This is a genomic window from Bacillus sp. OTU2372, assembly GCF_038440275.1.
GTDB classification, from domain to species: Bacteria; Bacillota; Bacilli; order Bacillales; family Cytobacillaceae; genus Neobacillus; species Neobacillus bataviensis_B.
This window is the reverse complement of record NZ_JASATK010000001.1, coordinates 398,565-425,553: the sequence shown is the minus strand read 5'-3', so window position 1 is coordinate 425,553 and position 26,989 is coordinate 398,565. Positions and strand designations below refer to the sequence as shown.

At 37.7% G+C, this 26,989-nt stretch carries 32 protein-coding genes; 10 read left to right on the top strand and 22 right to left on the bottom strand.

Translation table 11 applies throughout. From position 1 onward, the window contains the following. Positions 1–45 precede the first annotated feature (45 nt). The gene (locus AAHB15_RS02030) at positions 46–468 is read right to left on the bottom strand and encodes a hemerythrin domain-containing protein (protein WP_446715836.1); all 423 of its coding nucleotides are present in this window, start codon (positions 466–468) and stop codon (positions 46–48) included. Between the two features lie 323 nt (positions 469–791). On the opposite strand from AAHB15_RS02030, the gene AAHB15_RS02025 reads away from it, so the two are divergent. Both AAHB15_RS02025 and AAHB15_RS02020 read left to right on the top strand, forming a co-directional pair. Continuing rightward, on the top strand, positions 792–1,139 hold the full coding sequence (locus AAHB15_RS02025; protein ID WP_335575426.1) for a hypothetical protein: 348 nt from the start codon (positions 792–794) through the stop codon (positions 1,137–1,139). Between the two features lie 371 nt (positions 1,140–1,510). Then, a complete protein-coding gene (locus AAHB15_RS02020) occupies positions 1,511–1,816 on the top strand; it encodes a hypothetical protein (protein ID WP_335575427.1) in 306 nt (101 codons plus the stop codon). A 135-nt stretch (positions 1,817–1,951) separates the two neighbouring features. Here the strand turns inward: AAHB15_RS02020 and AAHB15_RS02015 are convergent, their stop codons facing one another. The 5 genes from AAHB15_RS02015 to AAHB15_RS01995 form a co-directional block, all read right to left on the bottom strand. Further along, complete coding sequence (locus tag AAHB15_RS02015) at positions 1,952–2,236, bottom strand: ferredoxin family protein (protein ID WP_098526926.1); 285 nt, start codon at positions 2,234–2,236, stop codon at positions 1,952–1,954. Continuing rightward, entirely contained in the window at positions 2,236–3,531 is a 1,296-nt protein-coding gene (locus tag AAHB15_RS02010) for an FAD-dependent oxidoreductase (RefSeq protein ID WP_098996614.1), read from the bottom strand. The genes AAHB15_RS02015 and AAHB15_RS02010 overlap by 1 nt, the downstream gene beginning before the upstream one ends. Further along, complete coding sequence (locus tag AAHB15_RS02005; protein ID WP_342041670.1) at positions 3,524–4,555, bottom strand: electron transfer flavoprotein subunit alpha/FixB family protein; 1,032 nt, start codon at positions 4,553–4,555, stop codon at positions 3,524–3,526. The genes AAHB15_RS02010 and AAHB15_RS02005 overlap by 8 nt, the downstream gene beginning before the upstream one ends. 35 nt (positions 4,556–4,590) lie before the next feature. After that, a complete protein-coding gene (locus tag AAHB15_RS02000) occupies positions 4,591–5,415 on the bottom strand; it encodes an electron transfer flavoprotein subunit beta/FixA family protein (RefSeq protein ID WP_335575429.1) in 825 nt (274 codons plus the stop codon). A gap of 528 nt (positions 5,416–5,943) precedes the next feature. After that, complete coding sequence (locus AAHB15_RS01995) at positions 5,944–6,186, bottom strand: aspartyl-phosphate phosphatase Spo0E family protein (RefSeq protein WP_098526922.1); 243 nt, start codon at positions 6,184–6,186, stop codon at positions 5,944–5,946. A gap of 331 nt (positions 6,187–6,517) precedes the next feature. Here AAHB15_RS01995 and AAHB15_RS01990 point away from each other — a divergent pair, with 331 nt between their 5' ends. Then, positions 6,518–6,742 carry a nitrilase-related carbon-nitrogen hydrolase gene (locus tag AAHB15_RS01990; protein ID WP_342041882.1) on the top strand — a complete coding sequence of 75 codons (225 nt, stop codon included), beginning with the start codon at positions 6,518–6,520 and terminating at the stop codon, positions 6,740–6,742. A 47-nt stretch (positions 6,743–6,789) separates the two neighbouring features. Here AAHB15_RS01990 and AAHB15_RS01985 read toward each other — a convergent pair whose 3' ends face one another. The 3 genes from AAHB15_RS01985 to AAHB15_RS01975 all read right to left on the bottom strand — a co-directional run bounded on the left by AAHB15_RS01985 (position 6,790) and on the right by AAHB15_RS01975 (position 11,775). Continuing rightward, entirely contained in the window at positions 6,790–7,917 is a 1,128-nt protein-coding gene (locus tag AAHB15_RS01985; protein WP_342041669.1) for a PAS domain-containing sensor histidine kinase, read from the bottom strand. 550 nt (positions 7,918–8,467) lie between these two features. Then, positions 8,468–10,762, bottom strand: a complete 2,295-nt coding sequence (locus AAHB15_RS01980; RefSeq protein ID WP_342041668.1) for a thiamine pyrophosphate-dependent enzyme — start codon at positions 10,760–10,762, stop codon at positions 8,468–8,470. Continuing rightward, entirely contained in the window at positions 10,762–11,775 is a 1,014-nt protein-coding gene (locus AAHB15_RS01975) for a 2-oxoacid:acceptor oxidoreductase family protein (RefSeq protein WP_335575530.1), read from the bottom strand. Before AAHB15_RS01975 ends, AAHB15_RS01980 begins: the two co-directional genes overlap by 1 nt. A gap of 348 nt (positions 11,776–12,123) precedes the next feature. Here AAHB15_RS01975 and AAHB15_RS01970 point away from each other — a divergent pair, with 348 nt between their 5' ends. Continuing rightward, positions 12,124–13,860, top strand: coding sequence for a B12-binding domain-containing radical SAM protein (locus tag AAHB15_RS01970; RefSeq protein WP_342041667.1), 1,737 nt, complete (start codon positions 12,124–12,126; stop codon positions 13,858–13,860). Between the two features lie 26 nt (positions 13,861–13,886). Here the strand turns inward: AAHB15_RS01970 and AAHB15_RS01965 are convergent, their stop codons facing one another. Beyond that, positions 13,887–14,015: a hypothetical protein gene (locus AAHB15_RS01965; protein WP_335575532.1), complete on the bottom strand. Its 129-nt coding sequence runs from the start codon at positions 14,013–14,015 to the stop codon at positions 13,887–13,889. Next, positions 14,015–14,176 (bottom strand): hypothetical protein, encoded by a 162-nt coding sequence (locus tag AAHB15_RS01960; RefSeq protein ID WP_176541115.1) that lies wholly within the window; start codon positions 14,174–14,176, stop codon positions 14,015–14,017. The genes AAHB15_RS01965 and AAHB15_RS01960 overlap by 1 nt, the downstream gene beginning before the upstream one ends. Before the next feature lie 132 nt (positions 14,177–14,308). On the opposite strand from AAHB15_RS01960, the gene AAHB15_RS01955 reads away from it, so the two are divergent. Then, positions 14,309–14,662 (top strand): DUF3905 domain-containing protein, encoded by a 354-nt coding sequence (locus tag AAHB15_RS01955; protein WP_335575533.1) that lies wholly within the window; start codon positions 14,309–14,311, stop codon positions 14,660–14,662. A gap of 194 nt (positions 14,663–14,856) precedes the next feature. Continuing rightward, on the top strand, positions 14,857–15,060 hold the full coding sequence (locus AAHB15_RS01950; RefSeq protein WP_098528563.1) for an alpha/beta-type small acid-soluble spore protein: 204 nt from the start codon (positions 14,857–14,859) through the stop codon (positions 15,058–15,060). Positions 15,061–15,103: 43 nt separating this feature from the next. Here AAHB15_RS01950 and AAHB15_RS01945 read toward each other — a convergent pair whose 3' ends face one another. The 4 genes from AAHB15_RS01945 to AAHB15_RS01930 form a co-directional block, all read right to left on the bottom strand. Beyond that, positions 15,104–16,183 (bottom strand): anti-sigma factor domain-containing protein, encoded by a 1,080-nt coding sequence (locus AAHB15_RS01945; RefSeq protein WP_342041666.1) that lies wholly within the window; start codon positions 16,181–16,183, stop codon positions 15,104–15,106. Then, positions 16,180–16,926: an RNA polymerase sigma factor SigI gene (gene sigI / locus AAHB15_RS01940; protein WP_342041665.1), complete on the bottom strand. Its 747-nt coding sequence runs from the start codon at positions 16,924–16,926 to the stop codon at positions 16,180–16,182. Before sigI ends, AAHB15_RS01945 begins: the two co-directional genes overlap by 4 nt. A gap of 318 nt (positions 16,927–17,244) precedes the next feature. Next, a complete protein-coding gene (locus AAHB15_RS01935) occupies positions 17,245–17,724 on the bottom strand; it encodes a hypothetical protein (RefSeq protein WP_098528560.1) in 480 nt (159 codons plus the stop codon). Between the two features lie 188 nt (positions 17,725–17,912). After that, positions 17,913–19,493 carry a peptide chain release factor 3 gene (locus tag AAHB15_RS01930; protein ID WP_335575518.1) on the bottom strand — a complete coding sequence of 527 codons (1,581 nt, stop codon included), beginning with the start codon at positions 19,491–19,493 and terminating at the stop codon, positions 17,913–17,915. A 271-nt stretch (positions 19,494–19,764) separates the two neighbouring features. On the opposite strand from AAHB15_RS01930, the gene AAHB15_RS01925 reads away from it, so the two are divergent. The 3 genes from AAHB15_RS01925 to AAHB15_RS01915 all read left to right on the top strand — a co-directional run bounded on the left by AAHB15_RS01925 (position 19,765) and on the right by AAHB15_RS01915 (position 22,651). Further along, positions 19,765–20,025: a hypothetical protein gene (locus tag AAHB15_RS01925; RefSeq protein ID WP_335575517.1), complete on the top strand. Its 261-nt coding sequence runs from the start codon at positions 19,765–19,767 to the stop codon at positions 20,023–20,025. 348 nt (positions 20,026–20,373) lie between these two features. Then, complete coding sequence (locus AAHB15_RS01920; RefSeq protein WP_335575516.1) at positions 20,374–22,092, top strand: AAA family ATPase; 1,719 nt, start codon at positions 20,374–20,376, stop codon at positions 22,090–22,092. Between the two features lie 136 nt (positions 22,093–22,228). After that, positions 22,229–22,651 carry a YkvA family protein gene (locus AAHB15_RS01915; protein WP_144562659.1) on the top strand — a complete coding sequence of 141 codons (423 nt, stop codon included), beginning with the start codon at positions 22,229–22,231 and terminating at the stop codon, positions 22,649–22,651. Positions 22,652–22,780: 129 nt separating this feature from the next. On the opposite strand, the gene AAHB15_RS01910 is transcribed toward AAHB15_RS01915, so the two are convergent. Then, the gene (locus AAHB15_RS01910; protein ID WP_098528555.1) at positions 22,781–22,921 is read right to left on the bottom strand and encodes a YjcZ family sporulation protein; all 141 of its coding nucleotides are present in this window, start codon (positions 22,919–22,921) and stop codon (positions 22,781–22,783) included. A gap of 20 nt (positions 22,922–22,941) precedes the next feature. Beyond that, entirely contained in the window at positions 22,942–23,046 is a 105-nt protein-coding gene (locus tag AAHB15_RS01905) for a YjcZ family sporulation protein (protein WP_144562660.1), read from the bottom strand. A gap of 231 nt (positions 23,047–23,277) precedes the next feature. Between AAHB15_RS01905 and AAHB15_RS01900 the strand changes: the two genes are divergently transcribed. Next, positions 23,278–24,087 carry a glycerophosphodiester phosphodiesterase gene (locus AAHB15_RS01900; protein ID WP_335575515.1) on the top strand — a complete coding sequence of 270 codons (810 nt, stop codon included), beginning with the start codon at positions 23,278–23,280 and terminating at the stop codon, positions 24,085–24,087. Positions 24,088–24,127: 40 nt separating this feature from the next. Here the strand turns inward: AAHB15_RS01900 and AAHB15_RS01895 are convergent, their stop codons facing one another. From AAHB15_RS01895 to phaQ, 5 genes are all read right to left on the bottom strand, one after another. Continuing rightward, positions 24,128–24,961, bottom strand: a complete 834-nt coding sequence (locus AAHB15_RS01895) for an undecaprenyl-diphosphate phosphatase (protein WP_144562662.1) — start codon at positions 24,959–24,961, stop codon at positions 24,128–24,130. A gap of 227 nt (positions 24,962–25,188) precedes the next feature. Then, entirely contained in the window at positions 25,189–25,407 is a 219-nt protein-coding gene (locus tag AAHB15_RS01890) for a C40 family peptidase (RefSeq protein ID WP_342041664.1), read from the bottom strand. A 15-nt stretch (positions 25,408–25,422) separates the two neighbouring features. After that, positions 25,423–25,752, bottom strand: coding sequence for a hypothetical protein (locus AAHB15_RS01885; protein ID WP_342041663.1), 330 nt, complete (start codon positions 25,750–25,752; stop codon positions 25,423–25,425). Between the two features lie 237 nt (positions 25,753–25,989). Beyond that, the gene (locus AAHB15_RS01880; protein ID WP_144562663.1) at positions 25,990–26,562 is read right to left on the bottom strand and encodes a hypothetical protein; all 573 of its coding nucleotides are present in this window, start codon (positions 26,560–26,562) and stop codon (positions 25,990–25,992) included. Continuing rightward, positions 26,543–26,980: a poly-beta-hydroxybutyrate-responsive repressor gene (gene phaQ / locus AAHB15_RS01875; protein WP_144562664.1), complete on the bottom strand. Its 438-nt coding sequence runs from the start codon at positions 26,978–26,980 to the stop codon at positions 26,543–26,545. Before phaQ ends, AAHB15_RS01880 begins: the two co-directional genes overlap by 20 nt. Positions 26,981–26,989 lie beyond the last annotated feature (9 nt).

Sequence of the window (26,989 nt, the reverse complement as noted above, 5' to 3'; positions counted from 1 at the left end):
CCAATCCCCCCGAATAGAAAAGGATGGGCACTGCCCATCCTTTTATTAAATCTCTTTGATCTTCTGTAATAAATCAGCCTTTTCCACATCGGAAAGCATTCTTTCAGCCATTGGAAATAATACATTTTCTTCCTTGTTAAAGTGATCAGTTAAGATAAAGTATGCATTTTGAACTAATTCAGCTAGTTTCTTCTTTTCATCAGTTGTCGATTCCCCAACTTCTGCTTGATCAAGAAAGGCACCAATATTTGATTTTGCCTGATCATGTTCATTCTCCATTACAGCTATTGGCCCAGAAGTAGTACCAATATAAGCTCCCATCATGGGAAATAGAACACCTTCTTCTCTTTCGGAATGTGGATCTAATTCACCCTTAAACTCTTTGACCTTTATGATTAATTCATGAAAATTTTCTTCCGTATCAATTCCTTGATCAATTTTTTGTGTTAAACTATACATTCCATCCATTTTCTCTCTCAATGGAGGATGTTCACTTTTTAAACGGGCAAGACCTTCGCTTACTCTCCCTGGACCGTACCGCCAAAATCACTCATGCAGCTGCTCATTTCCATTCACCCCTATATTGTTTCTGTGAATTCAGTATATTAACAACTGATTGAGAATGTAGTGATACAGGTCACTTTTTACAAAACATTTATTTACAGTAAGGTGTAATTGTGATAATTTAGTGAAAACGTTATAATTTTTTGAAAAGTTTTAACAAATATCACACAAATATGGGGGTATTGTTTCATATAATATAGATATACCTATAAGGGAGGGTAATATAGATGAAAACTCCAAATTATCATGATTTTTATGAAAAGGCATTAATTCCAATCGGTATAAATGACCTGCTATCTTTACAAAAGTCCGATGCCTATTGTCCCGCTAAACCCTTTACCCATTGGCTAATTGCTGTTGAAGGAGTACAGCTGCCACAACCCAAAATTTATTATCATTGGAAAGTAAGTATCTATCCAGCTACAAACGAGGGTGATTTCAATTGGAAGGCTCCCTACTATTGTTCACCCAATATGGAATTAATTGATTATGCAAATACATTGGCCGCCTCATTAGTTCAATCAAGTAAAAAAGATGAACTCTCCTCCGCTGCTTTATTAGAGAAAATAAGCTAAATCCACTTCATAGTAACCCTCTGCTTTACCTTCTTTTTGCTCCCATTTGTGAAAAAACTTACATATCGTTTCAAAAGTGTAAACACCCTTAACTTGCATTGGCAATCAGTATTTTATTTCTTACTACTCCATAGTAACCGATTTTTCATTTGTTCTTTGGGATTTTACATTATACTAACGTCCCCTTCATACAAGTATTTCCCCTCTTATTTTATCCGGTACTCAGCCGGATATTTTTTTTATGGATGTTTTACTGTCTTACCTTTCATTACGTTTGTTAATTCCTTGTAAAGGATTCTACCATAGCATTCTATACTCACCTTCTAATGAATAACTTTAACTGTAAATAACTCTTTAGGAGGCATTAACCTATGGCAAGTTTAAAGGATAAGTTTACTATTGATGACACTAAAGAACTTAACGCCAGGATAAATCGTGTTCTGTACCTAGTTACACATGCAAATACAACAACAACAGTCGGTGTTTCAGAACTACAATTAATTGGCGTTATTGACCACTTGTGCAAAGTTTCAGGAATGCTTTGTGATATGCTTGAGCAACAGTTGGATGGTCATATAGAAACCTTTGATCCTTATAGTTTTATAGACGGAAGATTAAAGACTGTTGAAAACGGGGTAAGCAATTTCATAAAGATTAAAAGAATTGATGTCGATTAATCTACCTAGGTAGTTTAAAAAGAATCTTCTAATTTTTACAAGATATTTGGAACAAAAGAAAAACGATGCTATATTCAGCACCGTTTTTTTTCATATATCGGTTATGAGTGGTCACAAATATGACCACATTAGAATTTATGCTAACCGAAAAACAATTCCATGTCCGCCTTTAGGATACTCCCATTTAATATTCTGATACGGACAGCCTATTCGGCAGCTTCCGCACTCATGGCAGCCTTCATAACCTACTTGCATCCTTGTTCCTTCCCACTTATACACTTCAGCAGGGCAAAATACTGTACAAATTTTATCGGGACATTTTGTCATACAGATGTCGTGATCGAGCACCGTCAAATGGGACTTGGTATCACACTTAAACCTTAACAGGTACTGTTTTTCCTCGATATTCTTCGTTGACATTATTTCACCGCCTTCCAAGCACGATAAATATCCTGAATTACTCGTATAGTTCCCTTTTCCGCTGTAACACTCTTCATGATTTGTTTTTGTTTTTCCCGTTTTGGTGTTCCATCGACTGTAAAGAATTTGCTCATTGCTTTGTTCATCATCGGAACATAATCATTGAAATATTGTGGGTATTTTTCAAAAGTATGTGCTGCATCTTTATACTTTTCTAAATCTTTGATAATAAAACTATCATAAAGCTTTTCACGATAAAGATTTAAGCTGGACTCAGAAAAGTCACCTCTCGTCTTAGCTTCTATAACAGTTTCAGCAGCTAATAAACCTGAATGCATTGCCATATTGGAGCCCTCACGATGGATGGCATTGACTAACTGAGCGGCATCGCCAACAACAATGACTCCATTACCAGCAACCTTCGGAACAGAACGGTAGCCGCCTTCAGGAATAAGATGGGCTAAATATTCTGCAGATTCCCCGCCCGCAATCAACGGTTTTACCATCGGATGATTTTTCAAATAATCTAATAGATCGTATGGCTTCAATTTCGCTTTAATCATACTAGATAGGGTTGTTCCTACCCCAATATTTAGACTGTCCTTATTCGTATAAAGAAAAGCAGTTCCAAGGTTTCCTTTTGTTGAATCTCCAAAAATCTCAATCGTACAGCCTTGGTTATCCTCTAAATTAAAGCGGTCATTAATTTTTTCTTTTGGAAGATTAATAACCTCCATAACCGTTAAGGCAACTTCATCTGGGCGAAATTCTTTATGGAACCCCAATTGTTTCGAAAGCAGTGAATTTACTCCGTCAGCAAGGACCACAACATCTGCATAAACATCGCCGTTAGGGCGATCTGTACGGACACCGACAACCTTGCCATTTTCAACAATACATTCGGTTACTACTGTTTCGTTGATAAGAAGGGCTCCTGCTTCAACAGCCTTCCCGGCAAACCATTGGTCAAATTGCGCACGCAGCACGGTGAAATTATTATATGGTTCGACGGCCCATTCAAGACCTTTGTAACCGAAAGACACAACCGATTCCTTATCCATCATCCAAAACCGCTGCTCTATGACGGGTCTTTCAAGAGGAGCTTCCTTCCAAAACTCAGGAATTAATTCTTCCATCTGCTTGCGGTACAAGACACCGCCCATTACATTTTTTGATCCTGGATATTCACCTCTTTCTAACAATAAAACATTCAGCCCACTTCGTGCACAAGTGAGGGCACATGCTGTACCTGAAGGTCCTGCTCCAACCACAATCACATCAAATTTCTCAGGCATAACTAATTTCACCGCCCTTTTCCGTCTTAACCTGCTTAAATTGATCGATTAGTTTAAGTACAATTTCCATCGCGTCACCTACAATCCCGTACGTTGCAACATCGAAAATAGGCGCATTTGGATCTTTGTTGATAGCGATAATAAACTCTGAATTTTTCATCCCAACTACATGCTGGATCGCACCCGATATTCCAATAGCAAAATAAATTTTCGGTGTTACTGTTTCTCCTGTTTGCCCAACCTGCTGTTCATGTGGCAGCCAGCCTGCTTCAACTACATCACGCGTACCGCCTACACTTGCACCAATCGTTTCGGCCAACTCATGAATAAGCTGAAAGTTTTGCAGGTCTCCCATTCCCTTGCCGCCGCAAACAATCACATGTGCTTCCGCTAAGCTAGCCTTTTTTGTTACATCATTCACAATTTGCAGCACTTTTGTCCGCATATCTTCTTCTATTAAATCAATCTTCTCTTCAATTATCCTACCAGATCTGCCCGTATCCGGATCTAATGCCTTCATAACCTTTGGCCGAACAGTTGCCATTTGCGGCCTATGCTTCTTGCATAAAATGGTTGCCATAATATTACCGCCAAACGCCGGCCTGCTGGCTTCTAGTAATCGATTCGATACATCTACGTCCAGCATGGTGGTATCGGCAGTTAACCCTGTCGATAAATCCGTTGCAACAGCACTCGCTAAATCCTTCCCATTTGGTGTGGCTCCATATAGAATAATTTCAGGTTTATATTTTCTTGCCAATAACATAACACCCTGCATATATGATTCCGTTCTGTAATCCTTTAAGATCGGCTGATCAATAACATAAACTTCATCAGCACCGTAGGAAATTACATGGCTGGCTAATGGTTTAACCTTATGTCCCAGTAAAAATCCTGCTAATGGAACCTGTAATTTATCAGCTAATTTTCTACCTTCACCAAGCAGTTCTAGTGAAACTCCTTCAATTTTACAATCGTTTTGTTCGATAAATACCCAGACTCCCCGATAATCGTCCAGATTCATATAAACGCCTCCCTAAAGCAGAAAAATAACTGTTATTATTTAGATGTCTGAATCGTAAATAGGTTCTCTTTCTCCAATAAGACTTCCATGAGCTGTTTTACTTGCTCATCAGCAGAACCATCTAGTTTTTTCCCGCCTTCAGGCCGTGGTGGAGTGAACATCTTCCCTACTATAGTTGGTGATCCTTTTAATCCAAGCTGAGTCCGGTCCACATTTTCAAGATCGCTGACTGCCCAGATAATTGGTTCGTATTTTGCTGCTTTAATCATGTTAGGCATTGGTGAATATTCAATCTGGTTAATGTCCTTTTCAACAGTTAAAAGGCAAGGAATCTCAGATTCAATTAATTCATAGCCATGGGTTAATTTTCGTTTGATTAGAACTGTTTTTTCCTCTTGATTGACCTCTGTTACTTCAATTACATTTGTGACAGGCGGAATATCCATTCTTCTTGCAATCCCCGGTCCAACCTGCCCAGTATCCCCATCAATGGCATGCTTTCCGCAAATAACCATATCAACAGGGAATTCTTTGCCAATTCGTTCTAATGCCTTTGATAAAGCGTAACTGGTGGCTAAGGTATCTGCACCCGCAAATGCGCGGTCTGTAATTAAATAACCTCTATCTGCCCCTATTTCAATGCTTTTTTTAATAATAGCTGTTGCTTGTGGCGGCCCCATTGACAGTACCGAAATGGTAGCTCCCGTTTTTTCCTTAATTTTGACAGCCTCTTGAACGGCATGGGCATCATAAGGATTCAAAATGGCTGGCGCACTTCGGCGGTCGAGTGTGTTCGTTTTTGGGTTAATTTTGATAATTTTTGTATCAGGTACTTGTTTGATACAAACGACAATGTGCATGTAGGACTTTCCCTCCTCCATATAAACTACGATTGTTGAAAGCGTTTGCTCTCTTTGGTTATAGAAAATGCTGTTATTAACGATATATGTATCGCAACACAAGCATAGTACCAAACATACAAGTTTTTCTTTTCCTTTAGTTAAAAATAAAAAATAATGGGAAAATGATGCGGATTCTAGGAAGTATTTTCGGCAAAACGAAAATAATGGATGATATACTGGATGTAGAAGATTTGGCATAGTCTATTTGTGAATTTTTCAATAAAATGCTACTAATATAACTATATGAAATATTACGATATAAACAATGATAAAAATCACAGCTTCTCACTATTATTGCTAATAATGTATTCTTTATTTGAATTATTCAGGGAACTGAAATGGATGTTTGTTAAGGACGATTGGATATAAATTGGGGTTGGTATGTTTGGAGAAGGGAGAAGAATTATATTCGATTTATGTAAGACATCGGAAGGCCTTCTTGTTTGATAAGTAATATATTAATAGATATTGAAGACCTTCAATTTATTAAACTAAAACCTTTGGCCAAACCATAATCATATGTTTAAAGGCAAATTTTACTTCTTCATTTGATTTAGATGATTGTCCAATTACTTTTTGGTAATGATTGATTAGTTCATCTAGCTCCTGGCTGTATTTAATTGTTTGTTCACTTGTAAAGCCTAGCTTATTTGCACTATTAATCATTAATTCTCTTTTAGCCTTTATCTTTTCAATCATTTCAGATTGATAATTACTATCCTTGTACAATTTTATCCTCCTACCTTACACGCTTACTATAAACCACTCAAAAAAGTAGACTACTTGAAGAATTATGACAAGAAATTAATTAAAAGTAAATACAATCGCAAAAGTAGACAAAACATTCTATTTCTTTCGTTTTTCGACAATTTTTTCATTCATTTTCGTTCGCAAACGACAAAACTTCATTAATCCTCTTTTACAAATTACCAAATGAGAAAAGGAAATTTGATGATGTTTTTTGCTTTAAAGTATTAAAATTAAATTTTTTTAACATATGGTTTAGTTCGATAGAACTAGTTCAATCCTACCGAATGAATTATTTTACTAAGTCCTCTAAATATGTATTGAATTTCTAGTGATAAATGTTAGTAAGAGGTCTGGTAGTGACCCAAATAATCATTTTGCGGGCCATTCAATCATTATTGATCCGTGGGGAGAAGTATTGGCTGAAGCAGGAGAGCAGCAAGAGATTCTAACTGCTGAGATTAATTTAGATTTAGTCAAAGAAATACGCAAGCAAATTCCAATTTTTGAAGATCGAAAACCAGCCTCGTATAACTAAATTATGAAATATTTAAAAGCAATCCAAATCGGTTAGGGATTGCTTTTTTATACGGTTTCTTTTTTTTCTTTTAGGTCAAGGGGCAGCTGGATATAAAACGTGGTTCCTCTTCCTTCTTCACTTTCTATCGTGATGCTGCCTTGATGATCATTGATAATTCGATAGCTAACCATTAATCCTAGACCAGTTCCTTCGTCTTTTGTCGTAAAAAATGGTTCACCTAGTTTTTTTATCTTCTCTTTTGAAATTCCCGCCCCCTCATCTTGTATACTGATTTGAACTCGTTCACTTTCCAGCATCTTCGTAGTAATGGTTATATTTCCACCCATAGGCATCACTTCAATTGCATTTTTTATTATATTAATAAAAACCTTTTTTAATTGGTTAGGTTCACAAAATACAAGTGGTAGTTTGCTATCCATGTCTGTTACAAATTGAACATTATGTAAAACTGCCTGAGCCGATAGTAAATCGACAGTTTCCTTCATAATCTTGTTTAAATCCTTTTCTTGAAATTTAGTAGCATGCGGCTTTGCAAGGATTAAAAACTCATTAATAATCGAATCAATCCGTGCCAATTCTGAAGTTATCACTTGATAATACAACGAATGTTCCTTAGTTATAATTTCCTCAAGTAACTGAATAAATCCCTTTAGAGCTGTCATAGGATTACGTATTTCATGAGCAATTCCCGCAGCAAGTTCACCAATTACATTCAGTGTGTCTGATTTACGGAGCTGTTCCTCAATTTCTATCTTTTCAGATATATCTTTAAATATGGTAAAATTTATCCCACCTAAGATATCAAGTTGTGAAGAACAATCAAAATATCTATTATTTCCTTCCTCATCTTTAAAAGTTACCTTGGAGCAGGTTTGTCCTTTTTCTAACACTTGTTCAATATGTTTCAAAATCTCTTGCCTTCCGTTTTCCAAAATGGTGTGCCGCTCATAGACCCGATGACCTATTAAACGATCCTTAGGAAGACCAATCATTTTTTCACCGGCACGATTCACATCAATAATACGGTGATCATTATCCCAAAGGAGGAGACCATCCATAGAGTATTCAAAGATACGTCGATATTTTTGTTCGCTGTCCTGAAAGTTAATAGTCATATTCTGTTTTTCACTATTACCAAGATGTAAAGTATCTTTTAGTTCCTTCTTCTCCACGTTTTGACACCCCGCGAAATCCTTATTCTCTATATACTATATTAAATCATATATTCTACATATATCGAGAAAAATCCTTTTAAGTCGACAGCCAAATTTCACTCTTACAAGATGGCTATTTAAGAAAAGCGCAAGCGCCTTGGTCAGCCCCGATATAGGGCGACTTGTCGACTGGCCAGCGAAAGCAGGTTCAAAGACTAGTCGCCCTTAATGCGTACAGAAAGCGATAGCTTTCTGTAGCCAAGCATAAGACGAGCCGGCCGAAAGGTTGCTTTTTAACCTTTTGGACGGATTGTCCTAAATGTGGAGGCGACTGTCCTGGGACTCTAGGCTAAGACGTACCCTGCAAGAAGGCGCTTTTTGCCTTCTTCAGGGGATGGCTTAGCCTTGCGTCCCAAGGAGCCGCAACTGGATAAGCTGTAGACCATCGAGGGGCTAGGCGCTGAAGCTAGACAATTCTCAAAGTCAAAAACTTTTAAACTTTCTTATCTCATAAGAAGAACGCAAAGCGCTTTGCTGCTTTGCGTTCCTCGTTAAATTCGACATCAGTTTATAGAAGTGGGTTTTCGTGCTTTGCTTTTAGACGCTGCCATCTCTTTTCAACTTCTGCTTCAAATTCTTCTAAAATAGATTTATTTTCATCTTTTAATAAATGTTTTGCTTTTCCCATATATTTTAACCAATCAGATAGTGGAACCCGTTTGTTCTTTTCTTCTGGATTATACGTAATCGTTGTAACGCCTTGCTCAATCTCATAGAGAGGGAAGAAGCAGGAATTAACAGCCTCCTCAACGATTTTAGTACCATATCGATCATCAGATTTCCAATTTAATGGACATGCGATGAGAAGTTTCCCGTACACTGTACCGACATTTTGTGCATACCATTGTGCTTTTGCACCTTTTTTCACTAAATCCTGCGGGAATGCCTCAGAACCAGTAAATACATACGGAATATTCGTTGCAGCCATAATTTGAGCTGTATCTTTATGGTGGAACGCTTTTCCTCGCTGTACTTTCCCAACACCAGAAGTGCTTGTCATGTGTCCGATTGGTGTAGAATATGACATTTGTGATCCTGTATTCATATAACCTTCATTATCATACTCAAGCATGATCAGTTTATGTCCGCGAAGAGCCGTTCCTATTGCTGAACCCATTCCAATGTCCATACCGCCGTCACCAGTAATCATAACAAAAGTAGCATCATCCGACACCTTAATTTCGCCTCGGCGTTTTAATTCCATAAAGGCCTCAACTGTCCCAGAAAGGGTAGCTGCACCGTTTTGGAATAAATTATGAATCATCGTTTGTTTATGTGAAGTACTTGGATAACCAGTCGTGGTTACATACGCACAGCCTGTTTGGAATAAAGTAACAATATCTCCCTCAATCCCCTTAAAGAATAACTCAAGGCCTGCAAAAATACCGCATCCCGGACATGCACCATGTCCAGAAGCAATTCGTTTTGGCTTACCGGTAAGAGCACGGAGTGGAGGAATTTTGACCTTTAATTTATTGGTTTCTTCATCCATTTTCACATCAATTAAACCTGTTTTGTACACATCACCATGCTGTGGTAAAATAACTGGCTTAAGGATGTTTTCAGGGATTCCTGGAACATGGCCATAGTAATCAAATGACTTTTCCGCATAGCCCCTTTCCATCGCATCTATTGCCATACTAAAGAAATCTTTAGCATCTTCTGCATAGAAATCCTTCCCTCCAAGACCAAATACTCGGCTTAACACAATCGTTTTGTTTTCTTTGTCATCTTGAAGAGCTGATTTTACTTCATGTGTAAGGTTAGGTCCGTTTGCACCATATGAATCCGCACGCTCGCCGACTAATAGGGCTTTAACATTCTTAAGGGCCTCACGAATTTCTTTTGCCGGGAATGGACGAATGATATTTGGGCTTATCACCCCCGCTTTAATCCCTTTTTGCCGAAGCTGATCAACCACATCTTTGGACGATTCAGCAGCAGAATTTAATAGGAATAGTGCAACTTCTGCATCTTCCATTTTATATAAATCGAGCACCTGATATTCTCTGCCAGAAAGTTTCGCATAGTCAGCTGCCACCTCTTTAAATACTTCACCCGCATTGTATATAGCTTCCGATTGTTGGTAGTGGTTATTAATAAAATCGTCACCGCTCATATGTGCACCGATTGTAACAGGCTTGCTCAAATCTCTTACGAAGTTATAATCAGTTGGACACTCACCAACAAATTGTTGGACAACATTTCGATCCTTAAAGTATTCCACCCTGCGCTTTTGGTGAGATGTGAAGAAGCCATCATAGGCCACAATAACTGGTAAACGGACTTTTGAGTGTTCAGCAATTTTCAGCGCCATAATATTCATATCATAAACAGCTTGAGGTGTTTTAGCAGTTAAAATAACCCATCCGGTATTCAATGCATAATAAAGGTCTGAGTGATCACCACGGATATCTAACGGACCGCTGACAGCTCGAGTAACAAGGTTCATCACCATAGGGTAGCGGGTGCCTGATTGGACAGGCATTTGTTCAAGCATGTATAGAAAACCATTCGCACTAGTTGCATTAATGACACGGGCACCCGTCGCGGCTGCTCCATAGCAAATCCCTGCTGAACCATGCTCACCATCCGCTGGAATCAGTTTTATGTCATGCTGCCCACGGGTTTTCATTTGATCTAAAAATTGGGCAACCTCAGTTGAAGGTGTGATTGGGAAATATCCCATGATATGATAATTAATTTGTGCTGCCGCAGTGGCTGCCATTTCATTACCTGATTCAAAAGTGGAAACCTGCTCTGCCACACCCTGTTTCGTTAATTTATCTTCTAAAATAGCCATTATCGTAGCCCTCCTGCAATATAAGGAAAGTTTTGCTCTACACGGTTTTCATCCGCATACCCTAAGATTTCCCGTAGATCTCCTAGAGCGTCGGTTGGACATGCTTCCACACACTTTAAGCAGCCCTTACAATATTGATAATCAATTCCTTTTAGGAACATTTGCTTTCTGCCTCGTTTATCCTCTCCTTCTTCCCAAACAAAACAGAAATCAGGACAAACATTATCACAGGCAGCACAGTTGATACATTTGTCTTGTTTGAACTCAGGAAGAAACCCCTGCCGTGATCCACTTAAATCTTTGAAAATACTATTTGCCTGCGAAACCATCACACCGCCAAGTTCTTGTGTCATATAGCCAAGTTGTGGAAGCGGTCGTGTAAAGGATTTTCCTTTAGCACCTTCTGGAACTTCATAGGTTTTAAATTGAACTTCATTATATCCACGATCAAAAGTCCGAATATTCGGTTCAACAAGGTGGGGATATTTTTTTGTAAAAGTTTTCCGGATAACGTCTCTCATAGATTCGGGATCTAGGAAATCACAAATTCGATATAAAGCGCCAAGCATGGCTGTATTTACTTTCGTTTTTTCCTCTACAGCAATTGTTAAGGCATCAACAATGGCAAGAGTCCCATATTCTAATTGCAAATCTTTTTTCACATCATCAAATTCTCTAGCTGTATTAACTAAAACAATACCTTCCGCATCCAAGCCGCTTACCACATTCACCGTTTTATATAATGCTTCATGGAAAACTCCCACAATATGCGGCTGTTCAATTGGACTATGGTCCCGAATCTCAACTTCAGGATCACAAAATCGAACGAAACTCTTTACTGGTGAACCCTTCTTTTCAGACCCATAGGATGAAAAGTTTGCACCTCTTAATCCTAGACTTAATACCCCTGCCTCAGCTAACATTTTTCCGGCCAGGTTTGCCCCTAGTCCGCCAATTGATTCTAATCGGATTTCAAAAAATCCAAGTTCATTCTTTTTCGGTAAAATAGACATAATGTCCCTCCCCATTTCGTTCCAAAAAATACGAAATAAACTATTCATTGATTTTCCTGTCGTTATTGTAGGACAATTTTGAAATTTAATCTGTGACAAATGTTAAACATCACCTGAATTTTTTTGTAACACATTAATTTTTTTAAAAAAATCATTATTATCTCAGACTTTAAAACGCTTGCTTAATTGTATAACAGATTAAAAGTTGTATTATAACAGATAGAAATCATTCAGATTTTATCTAAGGGATATCGGGTTTGTAGTGATGATTTATGGTTTGCCTTATACTCTTTTGGTCAAAAATAGGCTATAATAATTATTTGGTCATATTGAAAAAGGAGTAACCATATGAATGTTATTTGCTCTACGCTGAATGCTAAGTTTATCCATACAAATCTTGCTATTCGTTATTTGAAGGCCTATGCAGCCCCAGAATTTACAATCAAATTAAAAGAATACACTATTAAGGATCCAGTCCTAAATATCGTTTCGGACCTTTATCAAGCAAAACCTCACGTTATCGGTTTTAGCTGCTATATCTGGAACATTGAGGAAACACTGAAAGTTGTAAATATGTTAAAAAAGGTTGACCCTTCGATTTTGATCGTTTTGGGAGGTCCAGAAGTGACTTACGATACAGCCGAATGGATGGAAAAACATCCTGATGTGGATTTTATCGTGATCGGTGAAGGAGAACAAACCTTTAAACAGCTACTTCATGAAATAGCTGCCGCGAAAGAGTACCGAAATGTCAGTGGTATTGCTTTTCGAGAAAGTGGAGTAGTAAAAATAACACCACAACTGAATAAGCTGGATCTTAAAGAACTTCCCTCACCCTATCGTTTTCCCGAAGATATCGCTGATTTAGGGAAACGTGTTACTTATATTGAGACAAGTAGAGGCTGTCCATTTAGCTGTCAGTTCTGCCTCTCTTCCATAGAAGTCGGAGTCAGATATTTTGACCGTGAAAAAATTAAAGCGGATATCCACTATCTCATGGAAAATGGGGCTAAAACGATAAAGTTTGTGGATCGTACTTTCAATATTAGTAGAAGCTACGCGTTAGAAATGTTCCGTTTTCTTATTGATGAGCATCTGCCTGGAACCGTATTTCAGTTTGAAATCACCGCTGATATTATGCGGCCCGAAGTCATTGAATTTTTAAATCAAGAAGCCCCAAAAGGTTTATTCCGATTTGAAATTGGCGTCCAGTCTACAAATGATTACACCAATGAGCTTGTCAGAAGAAAACAAAACTTCGCCAAGCTGACAAGAACGGTCACAATGGTCAAAGAGGGCGGTAAAATCGATCAACATCTTGATTTAATTGCCGGGCTTCCCGAAGAAGATTATTCCTCCTTTAGAAAAACTTTTAATGATGTTTTCGAGATGAGGCCAGAAGAATTACAATTGGGATTTTTGAAAATGCTCAGGGGAACTGGAGTCCGTCTCCGTGCTGATGAACATAAATATGTATATATGGACCATTCACCATATGAAATCTTAAGTAATAATGTGTTATCGTTTGATGATATTGTAAGAATTAAACAAGTCGAGGACGTATTGGAGAAATATTGGAATGACCACCGAATGGACTATACGGTTGAATATCTTGTCAGCAATGTATTCCCATCTCCGTTTGACTTTTTCCAAGAGTTTGGTTCCTACTGGGATGATAAGGGATGGTCGCGAATCGGCCATCAGCTTGAGGACTTATTTAGAAGGTTATACTCGTTTCTAGAAGAACGCTCCGTCGATAACCTTGAAGTTATTGCAGGAGTAATGAAGTATGATTATTTAAGAAATCACAAATACAAACCTAGAAAGCCTTGGTGGGACGCATCCCTGGATAAGGGTGAGCGCTCACTGCTTTACAAACAAATATTGAATCATCCAACTATGCTTGGAAATGAATTCAGTCAACTGCAGCTTGATGAAAAGGATTTATATAAGCATACGATGCTTGAGGGATTAACCTTTGACTTAGGTGAGTACTTAACAACCGGCCACTTAAAAAGAAAAACTGGCTACTTATTAGCGTTCTTTGACCCGAGCAAAGACCATACATTAATATTTTCATTTTAGTTTTTTATAAGCCGGGGGTCCCCGGCTTATTTATTTTTACCATTTTTCTTCAAATGTTTTTTCGTTTCATAAAGCTTAACCCCATTAACTTCACCAATTTCAATACTAAACTCTTCCATTGGTATAGGGTTTTGAGTATTACCTACCTTTGCCATTAGCTTCTACCTTTTTTACCTTGTTTCGAATTACGATTTTGGAATCGAATAGCATTATTATTATCGGTAAACTCTGCTGAAAATTCACTTTCCTGCACATTTTTATGAGGGGTTTTCGTATATTTTTCCACTGCATTAAATTCTGCTTTGCGCTTTGCCATTTAAAATCCTCCCAAAGATATGATGATACATCCTTAGTTTAAGCAAAGTGTGTGTGTTCATTCCTTTCCTTATTTTTCATAAATAAAATCGCCTTACAAACAGAAAATAAAAGAAAAAGGAGTGAATAGACCATGGAAAAATCTAATCATAAACAGTCCTCCGAAAAGATAACGATGGATGAAACCATGCCCCATCAAATAAATGCACCTAGCTTCGAAGGGACCGGAATAAAAATGGAGGATCCCTTTGTAAATGAATATGGGGTTACCATTGGTGACAGTTTATATGCTTCTGAGAACTCCCCTTTAGAAAATTGGTCAAAGGATACAGACCCTGCCATTATGTCTGGAGACGAATGGGTTCATCCGACAAATGATATTGGCTGGAATACTTCAGAAAATCGAGAGCTGCTCGACAGCAAAAGAAAACCACAAGCCTATCCGTTTATGCACCCGACAAAGGATGTCAGTAAAGGAACTGATTAATGGAATTATCCATATCCGAAAAACATTACCACTTATGAAATTCTGAAGGACAATAGATACTATTTATACAGAGGGTGTCCTACAATCCTCTAAATTCTAAAAAATGTACCAAAGGCACACACTTTAAAGTAGCGATAGGCTAAAAAAGTTAACAAGGTAAGTATCAACTTTCCTATGACAAAGGAGTGAAAACAATGGCAAATAACAGCAATAAATTATTAGTGCCTGGAATCGAGCAATACTTGGATCAGGTAAAATATGAAATCGCCCAAGAATTTGGGGTCCAATTAGGTTCAGATACCGTTTCTAGAGCAAATGGATCTGTGGGCGGAGAAATAACGAAAAGATTAGTCCAACAAGCGCAAGCTGAATTATCTGGGCAATTTAACAACCAATAATTGAATAGATATGGAAAAAAAGTCCGGTTTTGACGCCGGACTTTTACTTATTCTTATGACTATTAATTTTTTGTTCCTTTTGTTTAGACTTCTTTTGATGGTTGGCTGTGGTTACTGGTGTGCTTTTTGCTTTTGGTTGATTTTGGGTCTGTTGTTTAACCTGCTGCTTTGGAGTTTGTTTAGCCGGTTGTGTGGTTTGTTGCTTCGGCGGTTGCTTCGGCTCTTGTTGTTTGTTATCCCCGTGATTTGGTATGATTTGATTCTCATCCTTTTTAAGTTGACTTGGCGGGATTTTCTTATCCCCAGGCATAATTTGAGCGTTAGTATTTTTTTTATCAATTTGGTTATCAACCAATTTCTTTTGCTGTCCCGGTGATATTATTGTTAGTTGGCGTGAAGGAGCTGCAACATTTTTCTGGTTCGTATTCTTTTTCTTCTCTTTTCCTTTCTTTTGGTACTGATATTTACCAGTGGAAATACCACGATTCTGTGCCTGTTTGCGGTCTTCTTGGGTTGCTTTTAACACGGTCAAATCTAACTTTTGCTTGCCTGCCAACGCTTTTAATTCTTCTAAATTCTTTTGAAGATCCTTTTCAGATTGCTCATCCTGTTCTTCCGCTTGAACAGTCGAAATAATCACAGGCTGCTTATTTTCTAGCAAACCCGCTTGTTTCATTTTAGCTAAAATGGACTGAGTAATTTTTGAAACATCTTTTTTCTTCCAATTCTTAAGCTCTGATATTACCTCTTTACCCGCTTTATTGATGCCTGTTAATTTTACAACCTGCATCTTCTTATTCACACCAATTTCAATACTTGAGTTTGCATCAATAGACATATAAGCGTAAGCTTTATTATTTTGATACAGCGGAAAGAAGGAACCAAACAAGATAATTAGGGCAGCCATTACGGCCAAGACGCTTCGAGATGTTAAGATATTCTTTAATAATAATAAAAATAATAATAATGAGTTCTTTGTTTGAACATTTGCACTTGGAAAGAAATGTATCTCCTCGCCAATCGTATAGATTTGATCTTGCTTTTTGGTCCGTAAAAACTCACCCTCGGGGGTTAATAGCGTTAAGAAAGCGTCATCTATTTCCATGATAATTCCTTTTTTCATATATCCAGCACCCCCTTTATATACTCCTTCATATAGACATAATCACTAGATAATATAAGTGCAACCGCAATGATATATTTCCGATTTCTCTCAATCGTTTTCCGGCTGACATTGACCCTTGTTTCTAACTGTTTAATGGGAAGACGCTTTTTATCCAGTAATATCTCTTTTAACTCTGGATTGGCTACCAGTATTTTCGCTGTTTGAATCGCACTTTTCCGAGCATCAGCATGTTTGGGTGAATTTTCCACTAAGTCACTAAAACTTAAATCAAATGAGGTTAACATTTTTTGGAAATGGAGTATTTCCTCTTTTCTTAATTGCTCGTCATTCTTCTTATAAAACTCATCAAGGGAAAGTTCATTTACAATCACAGTTCCCGGCGACTCTTCCTCTTGTATAGGGTTAGTGATATCAATACTTATATGCTGATTTTTGGTTTGTTTACGAATATAGTCTATTACTCGTCTTTTTATAATGATTTCGGAAAAACTTAATAAAGAGCTTCCTCGATCTGCTGAATATTTTTCAATTGCCTCATTAAATGCAATCAGTCCAATGCTAAATTCATCATCGGATTCATAAATGTAACGCCTGCAAACGGAAGAAACAGTTTTAGCAATAAAGGGCTTATAGGAATCAATTAATTGATTTAATAGTTCTTGGTCACCTTGTTGGACTAGTAGAACAGTCTCTTCCAAAGTTCTTTTTTTCTTCTTGGTCATAAACAATAAACTTAACATTTGCTCACCTCTATTCGTCCCATTATAACATACATATAGTACTTAAGACTTTATAGGGAATAAGCATTTGGAAAAAGAAAACCCCCAATAATGGCTGTCTTTTCCGGTTTATTGTTTAGTTCCTTTTTGTTATTTCCGTTTGTTTTTAGTCCTATTAAATCCCCCTCTTTTTTTCAATTTCTTCACATCAATAAATTTTGCGTACGCATTTATTACATAGTTACGTTAATTAAAGAACAGTTTCTGGGGGTTGAAAATAAAAATTTTTCCCAATAGAAAAATTAAAAAGCTTTAAATCAGATTAATGATTTAAAGCTTTCAATTCGCGATGTTGGTATTTTTATCGCATAATTTTAAAATTCGTTTTATTATTCCACCAACAAGTAACCCCGGAATAAGGAATATCATAGGTAAAAAGATAGGTCCCGGATGGATTCCAAAAAAAGTTACCTTTGGTGAAACCATTAATCCAACTGTGACAAAGTAAGCTCCAAAAACAAAAGGCAAATAAGAATGCTTTTCACCTGCCGGCATTGCAAATCGATAAGCATCCCACATCGAAAACATATAAATACATGGATAAAACATAAGCCATTGATAGTTTACCACCATTTCAGCTTGCCCAATTTCACCTAGGAAGCTAAGCATAATTGCCTGGTTAAAATGACTATTTACATTCATGATAAACTCTAAAACAACAAATAAGACTCCCTTAATATACTGACCTGTTAATAATTGTGTAAAACCAGGGAATGCAATATTCCACAAAACTGCTTCCAATTTGCTCATTTTTTTCATTTTCCTATCCCGCTTCTTTATGGCATTTAAGAACAAAAACTTCTTCACTTAGCTTAACCATTACTATGTTAAATTAACGGGGATACGCTGAAAATCTTCCAATAATTTTCCAATTTATGCATAATCACTTTGAAAGGATTACAAATTAAAAAACAGCGGAGGCTTTCCGCTGTTTTTTGCTATCCAAACTATTCGTGCTGGTCCATAGGATTATATAGTTTAACATTAGGATTTTTTTCCTGAAACCATCTTAATGCAAAGTCATTTTCAAATAAAAAGACATAATGGTCATATCGATCCTTTACCAGAAGGCTTCTTGAGCTCGAAAGGTTTTCATCAACCGTCTCATTTTCAACCCATCTGGCAATTTTTGAACCCATACGCTCCATTAATACTTCGGCATTGTACTCATTTCTCATCCTGTGCTCAAATACTTCAAACTGAAGCTGACCTACAGCCCCTAGTAAATATTCTTCCATCCTAACAGTTTTAAAGAGCTGAATAGCCCCTTCCTGAACTAGCTGTTGAATACCTTTATAGAAGGATTTTTGTTTCATGACGTTTTTAGCCGAAACCCTGACATATAATTCAGGAGTAAACTGTGGCAGCCTCTCATATTGGAAGTCATTTTTACCAGTCGTTAAAGTATCACCAATTTGATAAGTACCTGTATCATATAATCCGATAATATCCCCGCTAACGGCTTCTTCTACTGTATTTCGTTCTTCTGCCATGAAGGATGTCGACTGGGAAAGCTTTAATTGTTTTCCTAATCGAGGTATATTAACCGTCATGCCTCGTTCAAATTTACCAGAGCAAACACGTACAAAGGCAATCCGGTCGCGGTGAGCAGGATTCATATTTGCTTGGATTTTAAACACAAACCCCGAAAATTGTTCTGTTAATGGATCAATTTCACCTATGGATGATTGACGTGCTTTTGGCGGTGGTGCAAATTGAAGGTAAGACTCTAAGAACGTCTGAACACCAAAGTTTGTTAAGGCACTTCCAAAGAAAACAGGAGTTAGAGTCCCCTCAGCTATCTTTTCTGCTGAAAACTCATTACCTGCTTCATTGAGAAGTAATATCTCCTCAAGAGTTTGATCGTATAGACCTGATTGTTTTAGCGGATGGTCCCCAGCAATTTCCCCATCTTCAGTTAGAGGAATATAGCGCTCCTCATCATTTACCCGGAATTGTTCAACTCTTTTATGAAAACGGTCATAAATGCCTAGGAATTCTTTCCCCATTCCGATTGGCCAGTTCATTGGATAGGATTCAATTCCAAGGACTTCCTCAAGTTCGGCAAGAAGTTCAAGCGGTGTTTTCCCTTGGCGATCCAGCTTATTAATAAATGTGAAGATGGGAATCCCGCGCATGCGGCATACTTTAAACAGCTTAAGTGTCTGTTCCTCAATCCCCTTCGCTGAGTCAATAATCATCACTGCACTGTCAACTGCCATCAGTGTTCTGTACGTATCTTCACTGAAATCTTGGTGTCCTGGAGTATCAAGAATATTAACCCGAAAACCTTCATAATCAAATTGCATGACACTGGACGTAACAGAAATACCACGTTGTTTCTCAATTTCCATCCAGTCACTCGTGGCAAACTTCCCTGTCTTTTTTGCTTTTACCGTTCCAGCGTCTCTAATGGCTCCACCAAATAATAATAATTTTTCTGTTAATGTTGTCTTACCAGCATCCGGGTGGGAAATAATCGCAAATGTCCGGCGTGATAATACTTCTTCTTTAAAATTGTTACCCATCTTGTCTTCCTCTCTTTGACAAAGAAGTCATACTTCCTCTAAATAAAGTTCTATTCCCTCTCCAAACTTAGGGTGAAAGAAACCATTCACTAATCCGGGCAGCTTTTGCCCATTATAGCGAGAAATTTTTTTTCCATAACTTCAATCTTATCTCGCAAACGCCAACTTTGCAATATATCGAGTTGTTTACTATTGATTTTTCTTTTATGATGGAGGTGAAAGGATTATAATGAAGTTAATGAAAAACTATTTGATTTCCTTGGGAGGAACTATGCAAAATCAGTCAGTTGACTCGCAAACCTTAGACCTATTACATAAAGCTTTCGAAATCGTGCTTAAACAAAATAAAATTTCATATAACAAAATTGGCATTGCCGAAGAAGGGGACCAACTCTTATTTTTGTATGAAACTAAGGAAGAAAAGGTTCATGTCTTTAAATGGAGCAAGGAGGCATCTGTCGGAAAGAGTATTGGAACTCTAGCCCAAAGTGTGCTTACACCAATTATTCCACAACTCCGCTTATTATCATAAAGTCTAGAACACACTTTCCCGTTTAGGACAGTGTGTTTTTATTTTTAAGGCTGTGTTAAAGGTTAATATTGATTTTTAGCATGTTGAATGGAGCGGAAGGCGGCGAAGACTCCTGCGGGAGTACGGGGCAGGGGAGACCCCGCAGGCGCTAAAAGTGCCGAGGAGGCTCCCCGGCACGCCCGCGGAAAGCGAAGCCGCCTGTAGCGGAAATCAACAATCAAGATTAACACAGCCATTTTTAAAAGCGTAAATCGATTTGCTCGATTTCTTCCACCGATTCCCATATCCATTTTTCTGGAAATTCCCTTATAATGAATTATATAACTCTGTTAGAGGAGATGAAAAGAATTGAATGAAAGTAAAAAGCTAGTTTCAAAGTTTTTTCCGCTGATTACAGCGTTGATTATAGTCATATCGGGAATTATTTGGTATATCCAAACTTCTCATAATGAAATTTCGATTCCTTTCTCGTCTGTGGAGAAAACGATCCAGGGGCAAAATGGAAAGGTTGTTACACTTACTGAACAGGCAGACGGCAGCCTTTATATGAAAGCGGGAAATCAAGAATATGTATCCCATATTCCGCCGAACAGTCAAATGATTGAAAAACTTGTTGAAAAGTACAATATTGATTACACCTATACGACCAGCAGCAGGTATGGTAAATGGATTATGGGCGGTGTGATGGTTTTACTTGCGGGTGCTGCTTTCGCCTTACAAAAAACAAAGGGTGGTTTTGGCCTTCATAATTCGATGAAAAATAGTGTTGCCAAGTCACGCCCCCTTCCTTCTATCAGTTTAAATGATGTAGGCGGACTTGGAGCTGAAATGAAAGAGGAAATTTTACAGACACTATCTACTTTAAAAGAACCTGAACGGGCAATAAAGTTGGGAATTAAACCGCCAAAAGGAATTCTTTTATACGGACCCCCTGGGACCGGTAAAACTTTATTAGCCCAAGCAATGGCACGAGAGTTAAATGCTTCCTTCTTCTCTACGAGTGGTTCGGCATTCAATGAACTGTTTGTAGGTGTTGGTGCAAGCCGAGTTCGCTCCCTGTTTCAAACAGCACGCAAACAGGCACCTGCCGTTATCTTTATTGATGAAGTGGACGCACTTGCAGGAAAGCGTAAAGCTCATGGCGGCGAAGAAGCAGAAAAAACTTTAACAGAACTACTTGTTCAACTTGACGGCGGTCAATCTAATGACGGAATTCTATTTATAGCAGCTACAAATAGAAAAGATATGCTTGATGAGGCCTTCCTTCGTCCTGGCCGTATTGACTTCTCCTTCCATGTATCTCTCCCTGATACAAAGGGTAGAAGAGAAATCATCGAGATTCATACGAAAGGAAAAGCACTTGCAGAAGATGTCTTTGCGTCCCTTGATGATTTAGCAGAAAGTACTTCTGGGTTCTCCGGTGCAGAGCTGCAGTCTCTTTTTGAAACGGCCTCAAGACGTGCAGTAAGAAATGGCCAAGATGTAATTACAAAACAAGACCTGGATTATGCACTCGACCGGACGATTTTAGGAAGTACTTCTCGATCACTACAGGATCTCGATACAAAACGCAGGGTTGCCATTCATGAGGCTGGCCATGCGATTGTTGCTTCCTTAACAAAACCAGGTTCAGTTAGAAAAGCAACGATTATTCCTCGTGGTGAGGCACTTGGTTATGTTGCGCCGATTCCAAAAGAGCTCCATTTATCAACAACTAGTGACTTGCTTGACCGCGTGGCAATGGTTTTAGCCGGTGGTGTTGCTGAGAGATTGTTACTGGGTGAACATAGCATCGGCGTGAGCGGTGACGTACAGCAGGCTAAACATCTTATTGAACATATGGTCGACATTGGAATGCTTCAGGATGGGTTTACTCTAACTTTTAACAAGCAAGACAAAGAAATCAAAATGCAGGAACTTTTTGCAAAAGGATTAGAAAAAGCAGAATCCTTGATCAATAATCATCAACAACAGTATCAACAATTAGTCGATGCCTTATTAAAAAAAGAAACTTTAGAAGGATCTGAAGTGGAGGCAATCGTTACTGGCTCATCTAAAATCGCTTAACAACTTTTTTCTGCATAATATAACCAGGTGCACTCGCTGCACCTGGTTTTACTTTTGTGTTTTCGTGGTAAATATCTAATGAATTATGATTTTGGTGGTAAACTAAGCTTGAATTCCGTTAAAGGAAGTGAACCCTATGTACCGAAATGATGAATTAATTGAAAAAGAGCAGTCTAACTACATGAAAAATGCAAAGGAATTCCTCGGCAATCCGCAAAAATTAAAGGATTTACTGAATAAGGTGATCCATAAAGCAACAGAGAAGAAAGGCTATCTAGGGGATGCTTGGGATAAACTGCAGTTATTTGTTGATTTAGTAAAAGCTTATACTAAAGGTGAGTATAAGAATGTTCAACCAAGTACCATCGTTACGATAATTGGCGCCCTGCTATATTTTATTTCCCCGATTGATTTAGTTCCTGATTTTATTATTGGGCTCGGCATATTCGATGACGCTGCTGTAATTGGTTTTACGTTAAAGAAATTATCGAAAGAACTTGACCAATTTGAGCAATGGAAAAGTACGAATACGATTTCACAAGAAAACCCGCTGGATTAACCGAGCGGGTTTTCTTGTTAGATATCTAATTAACACTAAAGCGTTTAAATCACCAGAGAATAGGCGCTTGCTTACCTCTAAAAATAAGCAACCCCTTCTTTCTAGTTAATAAAACACTTTAAGTTTTAATTACCATCTAAAGCAAGCAGCACCTACAATAATCAATAAGATAAATAAAACGACGATTAATGCAAATCCGCCGCCAAATCCATATCCACCGTAGCCACAACCACCATAGCCGTAGCCACCAAATCCACCATATCCAAACATTTTATTTCCTCCCTTTTATATTAATAGAATCCGCAACCCCAAGAAGCTCCAATAATAATTAGTAAAATGAATAATACGACTAGCAGGGCAAATCCGCCGCCATAGCCACCTACTGCACCAGACATTTACATTACCTCCTTTTCGATTTCCATATATCCTATTCACCTAGTTAAAGATGTGCGATAGACAAATAATCATATTAGGCTTATTGAATAAGCCCATTCTTTGTACATAGACTTATTTCCATTATCTATATTTGTCCAATAACATTAAAGCAACCACCTAAGCAGATACCTATTGACAATTTGCTATGTTTTTCTTACCATGTTCACAAAAAGGCGATGGGGGAAATCTTGTTGAAATTTACTAAAACTGTTTGGAGACGGATCTATTTATCATTAAGCCGAAAAGGTATGAAAATCACAAGCGCTTCCGAATCCCGGTCCCCCATAAAAATCGGCCATAGAGGAGCAGCCGGATACTGCCCCGAAAATACCTTTGCTTCTTTTCATAGAGCGCTTCACCTTGGTGTGGATTTTCTTGAGATGGATGTCCAGATGACAAAAGATGGGGAACTGGTGGTCATCCATGATTCAACCGTTAATCGTACAACGAATGGGAAAGGAAAAGTAAAGGATCTTACCTTAAAAGAAATTAAAGCATTGGATGCAGGCAGCTGGTTTGACTCTCGGTTTAGTAGTGAAAAGATTCCTTCTTTTGGTGAATTTCTAGATGCGTTTGGCGGTAAAGTCGGAATATTGCTTGAAATAAAAAATCCTTCCCTTTACCCTGGAATTGAAGAAAAAATTGCGAATGAACTGTTAAAGAGAGGACTTACAAGCTTAGAAGGACCTCAAGTGATTGTTCAATCCTTTGATCAGTGTTCACTAAAAAAATTTCATCAACTAGTACCTTCCATCCAAATAGGAGTCTTAGTAAAAAAAATCACCGGTAAAGGAATATCTGATCAAGAATTGGTTTCTTTTTCAAGCTATGCTTCCTTTGTCAACCCTAAAATTACTATGGTAAGCAAACGGCTTATCAGCAGAATCCATCAACATGGCTTTAAAACTTTTATATGGACCGTTAGGAATAGAAACGAAGTCGACTTTTTAAGGCATTATCATGTTGAAGGGCTGATTTGTGACTTTCCTGATTTTCTCTAAGACTAAAAGAGCAGCTCCCTAAAGAGAGCTGCCCAATCGTTTATGATAAGAATAACAAGTAGATAATTAAAGCTAATACGATTCGATAAATGGCAAAAGGCAGAAGCTTAATTTTATTAATAAGCTTTAAGAAAAACCGAATCGAGATTAATGCAAAGATAAAAGCACTAATGAATCCTGCAATAAAGACCGGCAACGCCTCGACCGTCATATATTCCCAGTTTTTTAATAAGGAGAGGAAACTAGCGCCAGCCATTATTGGTACGGCCATGATAAAGGTAAAGTCAGCCGCCGCACGATGACTCATTCCCATTAAAACTCCTCCTGAAATAGTTGAGCCAGAGCGAGAAAAACCCGGCCAAAGCGAGAAGCATTGAAAAAGTCCAACCATAAAAGCTTGTTTATAGGAAACCTGGTCTACCGTTTGTGTTCTTGGATTTTTAGAACCAAATGCATCAGCAAGTATCATAAGGATGGCACCAATCACTAATCCAACTAAAACTGTCCCCGTAGAGAATAAATGATCATCAATATAATCATTAAACAGTACCCCTAATACACCTGCTGGTATTAGGCCTACAATAACTTGGGTTAGCTTAAGGCGACTTTGTTCTTGCGCTGGTTGTTTTGTGAATTTGCCCAGTCCTAATAGGTCAATAAAACGATCTTTAAAGGTAACAACCACTGCCAATATTGATCCAAGCTGAATCACTACTTTAAAGGTATTAGCTCCATGTGCAGTTAAAAAGGTTTCAGACTTTAACCACATATCATCAACGATAATCATGTGTCCTGTTGATGAAACGGGGGCAAATTCTGTTAATCCTTCCACCAAGCCTAAAATAATGGCTTTGATTAATATAAGTAAATCCATGTTGTAAAACGCTCCTAACTTGTTGATAAATGATAAATTATGACAAGCATACTTTTTATTTTACTAATTAACTGGAACTATAAGCAACTCTAATATTTTCATATATTGATAAACAGTGTACAAAAAAATAAAATGTGGCCTTGTTTCTGCCACATCAGTACCTTACGTTAGTTTAAAAGATAATACCCATCCGTATGGCTTTAACCGCTACTTCCACTTTTATTTTACTAGTTATTAATAAATCGCATTACTCGTCCGTTAAATTTGTTCAGATAATAACCATGTGTTATATCAGCAATTGCAACTCCTGTTCTGCTTTGTGAACCTATAAACTTCCCGTTACCCAGATAAATTCCAACATGGCAGTCAATTTTATAAGTATCAAAGAAAACAAGATCACCAGGCTGTGCTTCACCATACGAAACCCTTTTGCCTAAGTTTTTCAATATATCCGTATGGGCTCAGACTTTTATACCTGCTTGTGAAAATGCCCATGCAACAAACCCAGAATAATCAAATCTTCCTTGTGCAACATCATTTGCATTTCTCCCCCCGCCGAATACATAGACTGAATTTCCAATATACTTTTCGCCAGCATGAATGACAGTATTTATCGTTTCATTAGAAGCGGTAGGAATTATTGCATGTATAAGTGTTGAACTCGTCGTAATAGAATTTTGTTCCACACCCTCAAGCCCCGCCTCTTTCAAAGCAAGCGACTGATCTTGCTGTTGTAACTCCAACTTTTGAGAGAGTTTTTCTTGCTCTTGCTGTTTCAATTCTTCCTTCACAAACTTTTCCCAATATCATCCTATTTTTATCTCAATTAGAAGTATATCATCTAATTCCCTCAAATAAGTTATAAATATATGACATTTAAATTTCAAAAGAAAAATTTGGTCCTAGTTTAACATATTGGTCAAATATAAAGTGGGGAAAAACCGACGAAAAAAACCACATTCTCCAATTAAATCAGAAGAGAATGTGGTTTAGCTTTGATTAAGGATTTTATGAAAACAACGAAATCATTAACGAGTTTTAACAAGCTCTTTGAAGCTATTTTTACTACGCTCTACAAAATCTAAATGTGTATTGCGAGCTTTCTTGGCATATTCCTTACGTACTTCAAGCCATGCGTTTCGGCTTTCACGGTTATAAGCAATACCAGATTCTGCATTCTTTTCAAAGCTATCTTCTAATTGATCGATAATATGGAAAAAGGATCGAACTGGTGTTAACGCTAATTTTTCCAACTGCCCAGAAACTTCATCAAACTGGTTTTTAAGCTCTTCATGGTCTTCTGAAGCAACGACATCTTTATCTACGACGGCATTAATTTGTTGCACCACTCCAGAAACCACTTCTTTATTTGTTGTTCTCGCTTGCTCATATAATGATGCAAGGGACTTACGGTATTGCTTATTGAATTTAATAACCTCTCTTACGGCATTAAAATAAGCATCTTCTTGATTTTCTCTTAGCTGTCTTGCACGCTCACTGGATTGTTCAAACTGATCCCAAAAAGTTGTAACAAATGAACCTACAGGTATCGATTCAACTAGTTCTTCAGCAGGAACCGTTTCATTTTTCTTCTGTACCATCTTTCTTCCTCCTCATAGTGCTATTAGCTTTCTCTATTGGATCCTTCTTCTGAAATGAAGGAATATAGAGCTCAAGTAAACTAGAATACATCTTGAAGAATTGATCTAGGATTGATTGATACGTCTCGAGTTGGTTAGCATATCCTTTTAAGTATGTAATCCCAGCTTTTGTGATTGAATATCTTCTTTTTGCCGGCCCGCTGCCTGTTGTATCCCATACAGATGAAACTAATTCATCCTTTTCGAGCTGCCTTAGCATCCTGTATAAGTTCCCTTGGTCAAGAGTCTTAAAACCGAATGCTTCTAGCTTTTGGCTAAGTTCATAGCCATGAAGGGATACTTTACTAAGAAGCAATAAAATAAATGGCAGTACAAAATTTTTGGATGGATTGACTGATTGGCTATCTTGGTTTACCATATATCCTCA